12 protein-coding genes and 1 pseudogene are annotated in these 13,498 nt (G+C 73.5%); 6 read left to right on the plus strand and 7 right to left on the minus strand.

Going from position 1 to position 13,498, the window contains the following annotated elements; translation table 11 throughout:
* Nucleotides 1–3: 3 nt before the first annotated feature.
* On the plus strand, nt 4–519 hold the full coding sequence (locus ACWC91_RS15115; protein ID WP_225079238.1) for a mycothiol transferase: 516 nt from the start codon (nt 4–6) through the stop codon (nt 517–519).
* Here the strand turns inward: ACWC91_RS15115 and ACWC91_RS15120 are convergent.
* Nucleotides 501–1,571: an adenosine deaminase gene (locus tag ACWC91_RS15120; protein WP_225079237.1), complete on the minus strand. Its 1,071-nt coding sequence runs from the start codon at nt 1,569–1,571 to the stop codon at nt 501–503. The genes ACWC91_RS15115 and ACWC91_RS15120 overlap by 19 nt on opposite strands.
* Nucleotides 1,572–1,618: 47 nt before the next feature.
* On the minus strand, nt 1,619–2,017 hold the full coding sequence (locus ACWC91_RS15125; protein WP_141364379.1) for a VOC family protein: 399 nt from the start codon (nt 2,015–2,017) through the stop codon (nt 1,619–1,621).
* A gap of 267 nt (nt 2,018–2,284) precedes the next feature.
* On the opposite strand from ACWC91_RS15125, the pseudogene ACWC91_RS15130 reads away from it, so the two are divergent.
* Nucleotides 2,285–3,929: pseudogene (locus tag ACWC91_RS15130) on the plus strand (IS200/IS605 family accessory protein TnpB-related protein).
* 7 nt (nt 3,930–3,936) lie between these two features.
* On the opposite strand, the gene ACWC91_RS15135 reads toward ACWC91_RS15130, so the two are convergent.
* On the minus strand, nt 3,937–4,872 hold the full coding sequence (locus ACWC91_RS15135; protein ID WP_225079236.1) for a M48 family metalloprotease: 936 nt from the start codon (nt 4,870–4,872) through the stop codon (nt 3,937–3,939).
* Entirely contained in the window at nt 4,869–5,243 is a 375-nt protein-coding gene (locus ACWC91_RS15140; protein WP_450642817.1) for a BlaI/MecI/CopY family transcriptional regulator, read from the minus strand. Before ACWC91_RS15140 ends, ACWC91_RS15135 begins: the two co-directional genes overlap by 4 nt.
* A gap of 326 nt (nt 5,244–5,569) precedes the next feature.
* Here ACWC91_RS15140 and ACWC91_RS15145 point away from each other — a divergent pair, with 326 nt between their 5' ends.
* Entirely contained in the window at nt 5,570–6,277 is a 708-nt protein-coding gene (locus tag ACWC91_RS15145; RefSeq protein ID WP_450642818.1) for a dienelactone hydrolase family protein, read from the plus strand.
* Between the two features lie 44 nt (nt 6,278–6,321).
* Here the strand turns inward: ACWC91_RS15145 and ACWC91_RS15150 are convergent, their stop codons facing one another.
* The 3 genes from ACWC91_RS15150 to ACWC91_RS15160 all read right to left on the minus strand — a co-directional run bounded on the left by ACWC91_RS15150 (nt 6,322) and on the right by ACWC91_RS15160 (nt 9,403).
* Nucleotides 6,322–7,230, minus strand: coding sequence for an oxidoreductase (locus ACWC91_RS15150; RefSeq protein WP_450642819.1), 909 nt, complete (start codon nt 7,228–7,230; stop codon nt 6,322–6,324).
* 55 nt (nt 7,231–7,285) lie between these two features.
* Nucleotides 7,286–8,662 carry an RICIN domain-containing protein gene (locus ACWC91_RS15155; protein WP_450642843.1) on the minus strand — a complete coding sequence of 459 codons (1,377 nt, stop codon included), beginning with the start codon at nt 8,660–8,662 and terminating at the stop codon, nt 7,286–7,288.
* A 384-nt stretch (nt 8,663–9,046) separates the two neighbouring features.
* Nucleotides 9,047–9,403 (minus strand): YciI family protein, encoded by a 357-nt coding sequence (locus tag ACWC91_RS15160; RefSeq protein ID WP_225079232.1) that lies wholly within the window; start codon nt 9,401–9,403, stop codon nt 9,047–9,049.
* 243 nt (nt 9,404–9,646) lie between these two features.
* Between ACWC91_RS15160 and ACWC91_RS15165 the strand changes: the two genes are divergently transcribed.
* The 3 genes from ACWC91_RS15165 (at nt 9,647) to ACWC91_RS15175 (ending at nt 13,479) form a co-directional block, all read left to right on the plus strand.
* The gene (locus tag ACWC91_RS15165; RefSeq protein ID WP_450642821.1) at nt 9,647–11,179 is read left to right on the plus strand and encodes an SDR family oxidoreductase; all 1,533 of its coding nucleotides are present in this window, start codon (nt 9,647–9,649) and stop codon (nt 11,177–11,179) included.
* Nucleotides 11,180–11,282: 103 nt separating this feature from the next.
* Entirely contained in the window at nt 11,283–12,656 is a 1,374-nt protein-coding gene (locus ACWC91_RS15170) for a cryptochrome/photolyase family protein (RefSeq protein WP_450642823.1), read from the plus strand.
* Between the two features lie 118 nt (nt 12,657–12,774).
* The gene (locus tag ACWC91_RS15175; RefSeq protein ID WP_225079229.1) at nt 12,775–13,479 is read left to right on the plus strand and encodes a sigma-70 family RNA polymerase sigma factor; all 705 of its coding nucleotides are present in this window, start codon (nt 12,775–12,777) and stop codon (nt 13,477–13,479) included.
* Nucleotides 13,480–13,498 lie beyond the last annotated feature (19 nt).

The raw sequence follows: 13,498 nt of genomic DNA on the forward strand, positions 1-13,498 counted from the left end.
CGTATGCACGCGAAGGACATCCTCATCGAGGGCTACGGCCGCATCCGCGAAGAGGTCCATGCCGTCGTCGACGGCCTGCCGGCCGCGTGGCTCAACGCCCGTCCCGCCTCCGACGCCAACTCCGTGACCTGGCTCGTCTGGCACCTCACGCGCGTGCAGGACGACCATGTCGCCGACGCCTTCGGTCTCGACCAGGTGTGGCTGGCGCGGGACTGGCAGAAGCACTTCGGCCTCCCCCTGAACCGCCGCGACACCGGCTACGGGCACAGTCCGGCGCAGGTCGCGGAGGTCCGGGTCGACTCCGGTGAGCTGCTGACCGGCTACTACGACGCCGTGCACGAGCAGACCCTGACGGCCCTGCGCCAACTCACCGCCAAGGATCTGGAAAGCGTCGTCGACGAGGGCTGGGACCCCCCGGTCACGCTGGGCGTGCGCCTGGTCAGCGTCCTGTCCGACGATCTCCAGCACGCCGGACAGGCCGCCTACGTCAGGGGGCTGCTTCAGAGCGCGGACTCGTAGCCCGGCAGCACCACGTCGCGGATCAGGCTCACCCGCTCGTCGAAGGGGATGAACGCGCTCTTGACGGCGTTGACCGTGACCGTGCGCAGGTCCTCGACCGTCCAGCCCGCCTGCTCGACCAGCAGGGACATCTCGCGGGTCATCGTCGTGCCGGACACCAGGCGGTTGTCGGTGTTGAGGGTGACCCGGAAGCCGAGGTCCTTCAGCTCCGTGATGGGGTGCTCGGCGATCGAGGTGGCCGCGCCGGTCTGGAGGTTGGAGGTGGGGCACATCTCCAGGGCGATCCGGCGGTCGCGCACCCAGCCGGCCAGCCGGCCCAGCTTGCCGTCGACGATGTCCTCGGTGATGCGCACGCCGTGCCCGATGCGCAGGGCGCCGCACACCTGGAGGGCCTGGTGGATGCTGGGCAGGCCGTGCGCCTCGCCGGCGTGGATGGTGAACGGCACGCTCTCGCGGCGCAGATGCTCGAACGCGTCCAGGTGGTCGGCGGGCGGGAAGCCGTCCTCGGCGCCGGCGATGTCGAAGCCGACGACACCGGCGTCGCGGTGGGCGACCGCCAGGTCGGCGATCTCACGGGTGCGGTCGAACATCCGCATGCCGCACAGCAGGGTGCCGACCCGGACGGGCGTGCCCTGGGCCGCCGCCTTGGCCATGCCCGCCGCGAGGCCCTCCTGGACGGTCTCCACGACCTCGGAGAGGGTCAGCCCGCCGTTGACCATCAGTTCGGGGGCGTAGCGGACCTCGCCGTAGACGACGCCGTCCTCGGCCAGGTCCAGGACGTACTCCTCGGCGGTGCGCAGCAGGCCCTCGCGGGTCTGCATCACGGCGAGGGTGTGCTCGAAGGTGGCTATGTAGCGGACCAGGTCGCCGGAGTTGGCCGCGTCGTAGTACCAGGCGGCGAGCTCGGCGGGGTCGTTGGTGGGCAGGGTGTGGCCGACCGCGTCCGCGAGTTCGACGACGGTGGCGGGGCGCAGGCCGCCGTCGAGGTGGTCGTGCAGCACGGCCTTGGGGAGCCGGCGGAGGGTGTCGGTGTCGATGCGGGGCGCGGTCATGGGGCGTTTCCTAGGGCAGTCGAGCGGTGGTGGTGGTGGTCGGCGGGTCAGTCGGCGTCGGGGGCGGGCTGGAGCAGGTCCCAGCGGTTGCCGTACAGGTCCTCGAAGACGGCGACCGTGCCGTACGGCTCCCGGCGCGGCTCCTCCAGGAAGGTCACGCCCGCCGCCCGCATCCGGGCGTGGTCGCGGGCGAAGTCGCCGGTGTGCAGGAAGAACCCGACGCGCCCGCCGGTCTGGTCGCCCACCCGGGCGCGCTGGGGTCCGGTCCGGGCGCGGGCCAGCAGCAGGGCGGTCCCGGTCCCGTCGCCGGGTTCGACGACGACCCAGCGGGAGCCGTCCGGGCGCGGGGCGTCCTCGGCGAGACGGAAGCCGAGCGCTCCGGTGTAGAAGCGGATCGCCTCGTCGTAGTCGTCGACGACGAGGGTGATCAGGGCGATGCGTCTCATCGGAGCCTTTCGGAGCGGGCGATCGTCGGGTGAGGTTATACGTAAAACTTCTTGGGCGCCAGTCATCCCGGGCTTCGGTCGGCAGGGGTTGTGAACTGCTGGCGTTTGACAGTGGCTGGGCGTGTTCTGGTGCATATGAGTGTGCGTGGCGTGCGTGAAGGCGCGCGGTCTTTGGATGCGACCGGGAGTTCTGGTTTCGAATGCGTGACCTTTGACCGGGGGTGGTCGTTGGGTGCGGTGACGGGTTCGTCGGCATCGGGTGGGGGGGTGGGCGGGCTGCGCGAGGTGGCGGCGCCGTTCGTGGTGCCCGGCCCGTCCGGGGTGGCGATCCGCTCCAGCCTCAAGGCCCTGACCGGGCAGGACGAGACGGTCCTGCGCCAGGTCGGCGCTCTGCTCGGCTCGCTGGCCTCCCGCGACCTGAAGGCGCGCTGCGCGGCGGGGTCGGCCCATGACGGTGAGCAGTGGGCGCGGCGCAAGCGGGCGTTGACCGGCGTGTCGTCTTCGCGGTGGGCGGGCAGTATCACCAAGTCCTCGCACGATCCGGGCTTTGGCCCGGCGCGGTCAGCTCGCCCACATTCAAGGTCTGCGGGCAGGCGTCGAGACGATCAGGCACCGGCTCGCACAGCCCATCGGGGCCAAGGGTGTCAAGGGGGCGCCGGGCGGTTACCGCTCCCGGCAGGAGCGGTTTGCCAAGTCCCGGCGGCTGCGCGTGCTTGAGGACCGGCTGGAGCAGGTACGGGCCGACTGGCAGGTACGGGCCGACTGGGAGGCCGGACGGGTGCGGGTGGTGCGCGGCGGCAAGAAGCTGCTCCGCACCCGGCACCACCTCCAGGCCGCCGGGCTGACCGAGGCGCAGTGGCGGCCGCGATGGGAGGCCGAGAGGTGGTTCCTGCAGGCCGAGGGTGAGTCCGGCAAGCGGTACGGCAACGAAACGATCCGCATCACCCCCGGCGGTGAGGTGAGCATCCGGCTTCCGGCGCCGCTGGCCGGGCTGGCCAACGCGCCGCACGGCCGGTACGTGCTCGCCTGCCGGGCCGTCTTCCGCCACCGCGGTGAGCAGTGGGCCGACCGCATCGCCGTGAACCGGGCAGTGGCCTACCGCATCCACTACGACACCGACCGTAACCGCTGGTACGTGACCGCTTGCTGGCCGAACTCGCCGGTCAGGACTGTGCCCTTGGAGACTGCTCGTGCGGGTGGGCTGGTCGGGGTGGACATGAACGCCGACCACCTGGCCGCCTGGCGCCTGGATGAGCACGGCAACCCCGTCGGCGAACCCCGCCGCTTCGACTACCAGCTGGACGGCACCGCACACCACCGCGACGCACAGGTGCGCCATGCGCTGATTCGTCTGCTGCACTGGACGGCGCGGCGCGGTCTGGCCCTTGCGGTCGAGGACCTGGACTTCGCCGCCGAGAAGACCCGGGAGAAGCACGGACGCCGCAAACGGTTCCGCAAACTGATCTCCGGGATGCCCACCGCCCACCTGCGGGCGCGGCTGGTGTCGATGGCGGCCGAGCTGGGCGTCACGGTCGTCGCCGTCGACCCGGCCTACACCAGCCGCTGGGGCGCCCAGCACTGGCAAAGGCCCCTGACCACCACAACGCGCAAGACCACGCGGCACGACGCTGCCGCCGTGGCGATCGGACGACGCGCCCTGGGACACCCGATCAGGCGTCGGACGGCACCGCCCCCACTGCACCGGAGCGATGCGGTGGGGCATCGGACCGCCCTGGCCGTATCGGGCAGCCCGGGGCGTGAGGGGCCCCGCCCCCGCATTCCCGGACCACGGACAGGATCCGCCGGCGCCGGACGCGGAGCGAAAGCGGGCGACCAGTGTGCCCACAACCGTTCGGGGCACATGGCTGAGCACGAGTCCTGGCACCAGGACTCACTCCCGCTCAGTCTCTAGGAACGGTTCAGCGGGAGGTGTCGCCCTGGGCGACCTCGACCCGGTGATGGAAGTCGATCATGCCGGTCGCCGAGGCGGCGAAGGAGACCGCGGCGCAGGCCATCAGCAGCGCGGCGATCCGGGTCGCGGCGCGGCGCGTGACGTGCGGGGCGGCCAGGAGGGCCTTGACGCGGTGCGGGACCGGGCCGGAGGTGGCGGCGGGCGCGAACTCCGGGCGCACGGAGCGGGCGTCCTGGCCTGCCAGGGCGGCGCGCGCGATGGCGCGGGCGGTCAGCCGGCGGTCTCCGACGGCCGCGGCCGCGGCCTCGTCGGCGGCGCGCTCGGCCGCGAGGCGGATCGCCCCGCGGACGCGTCGCAGCGCGGGATGGCAGTGGGCGGCGAGCTCGGCGGCGGCCAGGAAGTAGTGGTGCCCGCCCCGGTTGTGGGCCCGCTCGTGGGCGAACAGCGCCTCGCGCTCGGCCGCGTCGAGGGTGCGGAGCATCGCGGTGGTGACGACGATGCGGTGCGGGCGGCCGGGCAGCGCGTAGGCGTCCGGGTGCGGGGAGTCCACCACGCACAGATCGCCCGCGGCGGGCCTTCGGCCGGCCTCCGTGTGCGCGCTGCGGAAGGCGCGGAACTCCCTGAGCGCGGCGCGCCCGAGCGTCCACGCGCATACGGCGAGCACCCCGACGGAGATCGCGGCCGCCGGGACGACCACCAGGTCGGAGGCGGTGGGCAGTGGGTGGACGAGTTCGCCCAGCGCCGCGACGAGGGGCAGCTTGAGCAGGCCGGTGAGGACGAAGGCGCCGAGCGCGGCGAGGGAGCAGCCGGCGAGCACGACCGCGAAGAGGGTGATCATCCACAGCGCGGTGACGGGGGCGAGGCGGTCGAGCGCGCGCCGGGCCAGCGCCGGCGCGGCGAACGGCAGCAGCAGGGGCAGGAGCAGGAGCAGGGCCGCGGTCATCGCTCACCTGGTTCGAGCAGGTCGCGCAGGACGCGCTCGTCGTCGGGGCTGAGCTGGGCGACGAAGCGGGCGAGGACCGTCTCGCGGTCGGTGTCGCGGTCGAGCTCGGTGTGCATGCGGCGGGCGGTCAGCCCGTGCGCGTCCTGGACCGGGTAGTAGGCGTACCCGCGCCCCTGGCGGCGGCGCTCGACCACGCCCTTGTCGTGCAGCCGGGTCAGGATGGTGGTGACCGTGGTGCGGGCCAGGCCGGCGCCGAGGCCCAGCTGGACCTGGCCGGGGGTCCGGGGCGCGCCGGCCGCCCACAGGACGGCCATGACGCTGGCTTCGAGCTCGCCGGCCGGCCTGCGTTCGTCCTTGTCGTCGTCGGTCATGGGTACTTCCTCACCCCGTCGTCGCCCACAGTCGTAGATCGTCTACATGATTGTAGTCAGTCTGGCGCCGTGATCCGCTCGCGGCCTCGCCGCCCGCCCATTATGGAAGGAGCCGCCGGGAACGGCCGCGGGGATGCGCGCACCCGCCCTGGTGCGCTCCGGCAGCCCGCCGCGCGACCGGACCGCCGGCACCAGCGTACGAAAGGGGGCGAACCAGACGTGAACGGCGGGCGGAATCGGCACGGCGAACGCGGTAAGGATCCGGGGAGGCCCTCCGTCACCGCCGGCGGGGCGCCGATCCACACCCCGGCAAGGAGTTGAGCGCAATGTCCGAGCGGCCCAGGCCCGCCGAGACGCCGGCCCGGCAGAACGTCACCTTCCCGAGCGCGGGAGCCACCGCGCACGGCTACCTCGCGCTGCCCCCGTCGGGAAGCGGTCCGGGCGTCCTCGTCATCCAGGAGTGGTGGGGGCTGACGGACCACATCGCCGACGTGGCCGACCGGCTCGCCGCCGAAGGCTTCGTCGCCCTGGCGCCCGACCTGTACGGCGGCAGCGTGGCGCACGACGCCGACGAGGCCCTGCGGATGATGAAGGCCCTGCCGGTCTCCCGCGGTGTCGAACTGCTCTCCGGCGCCGTCGGCCACCTGCTGTCCCTGCCCGAGGTCACCTCCGGCACGGTCGGCGCGGTCGGCTTCTGCATGGGCGGCGGGTTCGTGCTGTACCTCGCGGCGGTCGAGCCGCGGGTGAGCGCGGCCGTGCCGTTCTACGGCGTCGTCCGCGGCGAGCTGCCCGACTTCTCCGGGCTGCGCGCCCAGCTCCTCGGCCACTACGGGGAGCAGGACCGGAGTATCCCGCCGGAGCAGGTCGAGGAGCTGGGCGAGACGATCCGGCGGCAGTCGGGCGTCACCGCGGACTTCCGCATGTACCCGGCCGGCCACGCCTTCTTCAACGACCGCCGCCCCTGCCACGAGCCAGGATCGGCGGACCGCGCCTGGCAGAGCACCGTGGCGTTCCTGCACCGGCAGCTGGACTGACCGGGACCGGATCGCGGCCGGGGCCGGCGGGCGCGGGAGAACGCTCAGTCGGTCCCGGCGTGCAGCGCGTCGAGACGGGCCATCTCCTCGTCGGTGAGGCGGAGGGCGCCCGCGGCCACGTTCTCCACGAGGTGGTCGGGGTTGCCGGTGCCGGGGATGGCCAGCACGTGCGGGCCCTGCTGGAGGGTCCAGGCGATCCGGACCTGCGCGGGTGTCGCCTCGTGGGCCTTCGCGACGGCCGCGACCTCCTCGTCGTGCGCACCGTCCGCCGCCCCCTGGGAGCCGCCCTCGCCCGCGATGGCGAAGAACGGCACGAAGGCGATGCCCTCCTCGCCGCAGACCCGCAGCAGTTCGTCGGTGCCGGGATCGTGGAGATCGAGCCCGAAGCGGTTCTGCACGCACACCACCGGCGCGATGGCCCGGGCCTCTTCGAGGTGGCGCGGCTCCACGTCGGAGACACCGAGGTGGCGGATCAGGCCCTCCTCGCGCAGTTCGGCGAGCGCGCCGAAGTGCTCGGCGATGGAGTCCTGCCCCATCCGGCGCAGGTTCACCACGTCCAGGTGGTCGCGGCCGAGCTGACGCAGGTTCTCCTCGACGTGGCCGCGCAGGTCGTCGGGGCGCGCGGACGGACCCCACTCCCCCGAGCAGTTCCGGAACGGACCGACCTTCGTGACGACGACCAGGCCGTCCGGGTACGGCGAAAGGGCGCTGTTGATCAGCTCGTTGGCGGAGCGCCGGGCAGAGAAATAGAAGGCCGCCGTGTCGATGTGGTTCACACCGAGCTCGACCGCCCGGCGCAGGACGGCGATGGAGCGGGTCCGGTCGCTCGGTGTGCCGAGGTGGAAGGCGGCGCTGCCCGTCAGCCGCATCGCGCCCAGGCCGATGCGGTGGACGGGCAGGTCGCCGAGTTTCCAGGTGCCCGCGGCGTCGGCGGTGATCGTTTCGGAGGTCATCGGCGGAGTCTCGCACACCCGCGTGCCGCGGTCCCGTGCGCCGTACGGGCGGCTGTCAGGGATATGTGTGGGTGTTCAGCGCGTCCACGGCGGCCGCGGGGCCGCCCAGGTCGTAGCGGTCCACGGCGAGAAAGTTGGGCTTCTTTCGTGCGGCGGGCGCGCAGAACCGCTGGGCGCGGTCGGCGAGTTTGACGTTGTCGGTCTGTGCCGTGGCGGCGATCGTGCTGTCGCGGAAGTGGTTCATCACGAACAGCGGCCGGAAGCCCGGTTCGGTGCGCGTCAGCGGGATGTTGAGGTCGGCGCCGTACCAGCGGCTGTGGCAGGACCAGTCGGACGCGCCGAGGCCCGGCCCCATCGACCAGTAATTCTCGACCGTCCACTCGCGCTGGTACATCACGCCGAAACCGTCCCGGGCCAGGCCCGCGGCCTCGTCGGCGGAGCGGCTGTGGTCGGTGAAGATCAGCAGTCGGTCGTTCGCCGCGATCAGATCGGCCATCCTGGGCCAGCCGCCGTCGCGCACTCCGGTCCGGTCGGGCCGGTAGAGCACTTCGGACAGGCCCCGGACTCGGGCGAGTTCGGCGCGAAGGACGCCCGGATCGACGTAGTCCTCCAGGAACACGGTGACGAACTGGTCGGGGTGCGCCTCCAGGAAGTCCACCATGCGCTGGAGGTCCACCCACAGGGCGACCGGCCTGCTGACCAGGGTGCAGCTGTTGTGGCAGAGGATCGCGCCGTCCGGGGTCTGGTGGATGTCCAGCATGAACCCCCGTACTCCGTCGGCGAGTTGCTGGTCGATGCCACGGCTCTGGTTGGGGAAGAGGTTGACGAACGGCGGGGCGAAGCCGCCGTCGACTCCGTTGGCGTAGGCGTTGTGGGCGGTGAGGAAGGTGACCTGGTCGAGGGTGCGCCGGTCCGCCGGCGGCATGGGCCGGGTGTTGGGTGTCACCGGGGTGAGGTACCAGCGGGCCGGATCGCCCGCGGGCCCGATGGCCAACGGGGCCGGGTAGTTGGCGCCGGACGGCTTGGCGGCGACGGTCAAGTAGCGTTCGGCGCCGGGCGACTTGAACCAGTACTGATCGTCCCCGGCCGGTGCGGTCTCCCAGGCCGCCTCCGGGTCGGTACAGGCGACGGTGCGCGCCTGGTCGCCCGAGCGGCCGAGGCAGGTACCGGTCAGGTCGGCGTTCTCCAGGACGTACGACGGCCCGTTCGCCCTCAGGTTCCACTGCTGGTGGTCCTCGTCGCCCCTGGGGTTGTGCTGTTCCACGGCGCCGGCACCGGCGGCCGCCGCGGCCAGACCGGTCGTGACGCTCTGGACGTAGTACGCCCCGGCGGCCGGAACCTGTGCCGTGGCGCTCGCGGAAGCGGGAGCGGGGGGCGCCACGGCGGCGGCGAGCGCCGCGGTCGTGGCGAGCAGCGCGTGGGGGGTGCGCATGGCGGTGTGCCCTTCGTCCGGACGGTGGCCGTACCCCGGAGGTGCGCCCCGGCGGCCGATGACACCGTCGGCCAGGATGGTCAGGTGCATGACACTACGCTCGGCGGCCGGACGTCAGCGGAACAGGTCGGCATCCGGCGCGACGTCGAGGACCCGGCGAGCACGGCCGCACCCCCGCGAGGCCGGACGGAGCCGGTCCTCGTGCGCATGCGCCGGTGGTACCGGGCACGGTGTGGGGGGGCGGCCGCGGTGGGGGGTTGGGGGCACTCAACCGCAATGGCCTGTACCAGTCAAGGGTATAGACCAGTCAGATTCCTTGCTCCGGCGGGCCGGAGACGGCGCGTCCGTACCCGGCGCCGGCCGCGACGGCTCATGCGCCGGGCATCAGTCCCCGGCCGGATGCAGGAACGGCCGCACCTCGATGGGGAGGGTGGTGGCCAGGCCTGCCTTCCGGCCCCACTCCAGGGCCGCGTCCAGGTCGGGCGCCTTGATGAGGCACAGGCCGCCCAGGTACTCGTCGCCCTGGGTGTAGGGGCCGTCGGTGACCCGCACCTCACCGCCCCCGGGACGCAGGACGACGGCGGTCTCCGGGCCGTGCAGCCCGCCGGCGAAGACCCAGGCGCCCGCCTCGCGCAGTTCCTGGTGGAAGCCCTCGACGTCGTGCATGATCCGCGCGAGCGCCTCGGCCGAGGGCGGCTCGCCCTCGGCCGGCTGGATCACGCTGAGCAGGTAGTACTTCATGACGTTCTCCTTGGCGTCGTGCCGTCGTCCCACCTCGTACACGAACGGCGGGCCACCGCACCGGCACCTCGCCCGACGGCCGCGGCGGAATCCTTTCCCCGGCCGTCACGGTGCGACAGCCCCGGCCACGCGATCGGCCCACGGAAAGCACCGGACACGCATCCGCGAGAGCCGTCCCGGTGGAAGTCATGTGGAGGTGATCCGGAGAGTCACAAGGCACCGACACACGAGGGACAGAGGCCGATGAACGGTGACTACAGGGGCGACAGGCCGCGCTGCCTGGTGACGGGCGCCACGGGATACATCGGCGGCCGGCTGGTCCCCGAACTGCTCGACGCCGGCCACCGGGTGCGCTGCCTGGCCCGCTCCCCCGGCAAGCTGCGCGACCATCCGTGGGCGGCTCGCACGGAGGTCGTGCGCGGGGACGTCACCGACCCGGAGTCGGTCGCCGCGGCCCTGCGGGACGTCGACGTCGCCTACTACCTGGTGCACGCCCTCGGCACCGGCAAGAACTTCGAGGAGACCGACCGCCGGGCCGCGCGTGTCTTCGGGGAACGGGCCCGGGCCGCGGGCGTGCGGCGCGTCGTCTACCTCGGCGGCCTGACCCCCACGGGCGTGCCGCGGCAGGAACTGTCCCCGCATCTGCGCTCGCGTGCGGAGGTCGGTCGCATCCTGCTGGCCTCGGGTGTGCCGACCACCGTCCTGCGCGCCGCCGTCATCATCGGCTCCGGCTCCGCCTCCTTCGAGATGCTGCGCTACCTCACCGAGCGCCTGCCCGTGATGGTCACCCCCAGCTGGGTGGGCACCCGCATCCAGCCGATCGCCGTGCGCGACGTGCTGCGCGTCCTGGTGGGCAGCGCGCGGATGCCCGCCGAGGTGAACCGGGCCTTCGACATCGGCGGGCCGGACGTCCTGACGTACCGGGACATGATGCTGCGGTACGCGGCGGTGGCGGGCCTGCCCCGCCGGGTCATCGTCCCCGTACCGGTGCTCACCCCCCGTCTGTCCAGTCACTGGATCGGCCTGGTCACCCCCGTCCCGGCGGCCATCGCGCGGCCGCTCGCCGAGTCGCTGCGCCACGAGGTGGTCTGCCGCGAACACGACATCCTGCGGTACGTGCCCGACCCTCCCGGGCATCCGATCGGCTTCGACGAGGCGGTGCGGCTGGCCCTGCGCCGGGTCCGCGACGCGCAGGTGACGACCCGGTGGTCGTCCGCGTCGGTGCCCGGAGCGCCCAGCGATCCCCTGCCCACCGACCCCGGCTGGGCCGGCGGCAGCCTCTACACGGACCGGCGGGAACGCACGGTGGACGCCCCGCCCGAGGCCCTGTGGCGGGTCGTCGAGGGCATCGGCGGCGACCACGGCTGGTACTCCTTCCCCCTCGCCTGGGCGCTGCGCGGCGGCCTCGACCGGCTGGCTGGCGGAGTCGGGCTGCGCCGCGGCCGCCGTGACGCGCAGCGGCTGCGGGCCGGGGACTCGCTCGACTTCTGGCGCGTGGAGGAGATCGAGCCGGGACGGCTGCTCCGGCTGCGGGCCGAGATGCGGCTGCCGGGTCTGGCCTGGCTGGAGATGCGCGTCGGCACCGACGCCCGGGGCCGCACGCTGTACCGCCAGCGCGCGGTGTTCCATCCGCACGGGCTGCTGGGGCACGCCTACTGGTGGAGTGTCTCGCCCTTCCACGCGCTCGTGTTCGGCGGGATGGCACGCAACATCGCCGGCGCGGCGGCCGAGCAGGCCCGGCTCACCCAGGCGGGGGAACGCACCTCCGTGCGCTGACCCCCGCATCCGCCGGTCGCTCCGCGCCTGAAGCGATCCGGAGCAATCCGGAGCGATCCGGAGCGATCCGTCCGCCTTCCCGTCCCCTCCACGGAGACCCCACATGAACGTCTCGGTCGTCCTGTTCACCGCCGACCTGCGGGTGCACGACCACCCGCCGCTGCGCGCCGCCCTCGACGGCTCCCGGCACGTCGTCCCGCTGTTCGTCCGCGACCGCGCCGTGGACGGGGCCGGCTTCGCCGCCCCGAACCGGCTGGCCTTCCTCGCCGACTGCCTCCACGGCCTCGACGCGGAACTGCGCCGGCGCGGCGGCCGGCTGGTCGTCCGCGGCGGCGACCTCGTGGACCAGGTGTGCGAGGTGGCCCGCGAGGCGGACGCCGACGAGGTCCACATGGCGTCCGACGTCAGCGGCTTCGCCCACCGCCGCGAGGAGCGCCTGCGGCGCGCGTTGGAGGCGGACGGACGCCGGCTGCACGTGCACGACACGGTGACCACGGCGGTCACGCCCGGCGCGCTGACACCGTCCTCCTCGGACCACTTCGCCGTCTTCACTCCCTACTTCCGGCAGTGGTCGGCGCAGCGGCTGCGCGCTCCGCTCGGCGCCCCCCGCACCGTCCGCGTGCCGGACGGCGTCACCTCCGAGGAGCTGCCTTCCCGGCCGGCCGCCGCGGACCTGTCGGCGGGACTGGCGCCGGGCGGCGAGGCGGAGGGCCGCAAGCGGTTGGCGGCCTGGCTGAGCTCCGGCGTCGGCGCCTACGAGGAGCGCCACGACGACCTGGCCGTCGACGCCACGTCCCGGCTCTCCCCCCACCTGCACTTCGGCACCCTCTCCCCGGTCGAGCTCGTGCACCGGGCGCGCGGCGCGGGCGGTCCGGGCGCGGAGGCCTTCGTACGGCAGGTCGCCTGGCGCGACTTCCACCGCCAGGTGCTGGCGGCGCGGCCCGCCGCGGCGAGCGCCGACTACCGCACGAAGCACGACCGGTGGCGGTCCGAACGGTCCGCGCGCGAGGACGTCGAGGCGTGGCGGGAGGGCCGCACCGGCTACCCGATCGTCGACGCGGCCATGCGACAGCTGCTGCACGAGGGCTGGATGCACAACCGGGGCCGCCTGCTGACCGCGAGCTTCCTCACCAAGACCCTGTACGTCGACTGGCGGGTGGGCGCGCGGCACTTCCTGCGGTACCTGGTCGACGGCGACATCGCCAACAACCAGCTCAACTGGCAGTGGATGGCGGGCACCGGCACGGACACCCGGCCCAACCGGGTGCTCAACCCCGTCACCCAGTCCAGGCGCTACGACCCCGACGGCACGTACGTACGCCGCTGGGTGCCCGAACTCGCCGGGCTGGACGGGCCGGCCGTGCACGAGCCGTGGAAGCTCCAGGGTCCGGCGCGGGCCGCCCTCGACTATCCGGACCCGGTCGTGGAACTGTCCGAGGGGCTGGCCCGCTTCAAGCGTGCCCGTGGACGCGAGTGAGGATCCGCGCCCGGCGGGAAAACGACGCAGGATCGATGCAAGTTGAGGAGGGCACGGCGGGGATCACACGATGGCGGCACGGGGGCGAGTCCCGGGAACCGTCACAGGAGCCGTCGTCATGACACCGCATCCGACCTCCGTCCCGACCGGCACCGCGCGTCCCGCTGACGCTGCCGCGTCGGCTTCCGCTCGCGCTACGGACCGTCTCGCGGAAGTGCCCGCGCGGGCGCCCGACGAGGAGCTCGCGCGCGGCCTGGTGGCGGGCGACGACGCCTGCCTGGCCGCCGCCTACCACCGCTGGTCGGCCCTGGTCCACACGCTGGCCTGGCGGTCCCTGGGGGACCCCGAGGAGGCGGAGGACGTGACCCAGCAGGTCTTCCTCGGCGTCTGGCGGGGCAGGCACGGCTACCGGCCCGAACGCGGCCCGCTCGCCGGGTGGATCGTCGGCATCACCCGGCGCAGGATCGCCGACGCGCTGTCCGCCCGGACCCGTCGCGGGGAGCTGGTCGCGGCCGCCGGGGCGGCCCTGGGCACCGCCGATCCGTCCTGCGGCCGGCCGGAGGCCGCCCTGGACCGCGTGCTGGTCCGGTACGAGCTGGACCGGCTCCCGACCGCCCAGCGGCGCGTGCTGCGCCTGGCCTTCTTCGAGGACCTGACCCAGACGCAGATCGCGGCGCGTACGGGCTGGCCGCTGGGCACCGTCAAGAGCCACGCCCGCCGGGGCCTGCGTCAGTTGCGCCGCCGCCTGGAGCAGCAGGCGTGCGGTGAGGACCGGCATGCGATGCACGAACGGTGCGAGAAGTCGGGACCGGTCCGCGCGTGAGCGGACCGGGCTCTCCCCG

It is taken from the genome of Streptomyces sp. NPDC001204, assembly GCF_053598035.1.

What these genes read in the sequence shown, in the direction of transcription:
- ACWC91_RS15115 (WP_225079238.1), top strand. Translation starts at nt 4, where the DNA reads ATGCACGCGAAGGACATCCTCATCGAGGGCTACGGCCGCATCCGCGAA.
- ACWC91_RS15120 (WP_225079237.1), bottom strand. Translation starts at nt 1,571, where the DNA reads ATGACCGCGCCCCGCATCGACACCGACACCCTCCGCCGGCTCCCCAAG.
- ACWC91_RS15125 (WP_141364379.1), bottom strand. Translation starts at nt 2,017, where the DNA reads ATGAGACGCATCGCCCTGATCACCCTCGTCGTCGACGACTACGACGAG.
- ACWC91_RS15135 (WP_225079236.1), bottom strand. Translation starts at nt 4,872, where the DNA reads ATGACCGCGGCCCTGCTCCTGCTCCTGCCCCTGCTGCTGCCGTTCGCC.
- ACWC91_RS15140 (WP_450642817.1), bottom strand. Translation starts at nt 5,243, where the DNA reads ATGACCGACGACGACAAGGACGAACGCAGGCCGGCCGGCGAGCTCGAA.
- ACWC91_RS15145 (WP_450642818.1), top strand. Translation starts at nt 5,570, where the DNA reads ATGTCCGAGCGGCCCAGGCCCGCCGAGACGCCGGCCCGGCAGAACGTC.
- ACWC91_RS15150 (WP_450642819.1), bottom strand. Translation starts at nt 7,230, where the DNA reads ATGACCTCCGAAACGATCACCGCCGACGCCGCGGGCACCTGGAAACTC.
- ACWC91_RS15155 (WP_450642843.1), bottom strand. Translation starts at nt 8,662, where the DNA reads ATGCGCACCCCCCACGCGCTGCTCGCCACGACCGCGGCGCTCGCCGCC.
- ACWC91_RS15160 (WP_225079232.1), bottom strand. Translation starts at nt 9,403, where the DNA reads ATGAAGTACTACCTGCTCAGCGTGATCCAGCCGGCCGAGGGCGAGCCG.
- ACWC91_RS15165 (WP_450642821.1), top strand. Translation starts at nt 9,647, where the DNA reads ATGAACGGTGACTACAGGGGCGACAGGCCGCGCTGCCTGGTGACGGGC.
- ACWC91_RS15170 (WP_450642823.1), top strand. Translation starts at nt 11,283, where the DNA reads ATGAACGTCTCGGTCGTCCTGTTCACCGCCGACCTGCGGGTGCACGAC.
- ACWC91_RS15175 (WP_225079229.1), top strand. Translation starts at nt 12,775, where the DNA reads ATGACACCGCATCCGACCTCCGTCCCGACCGGCACCGCGCGTCCCGCT.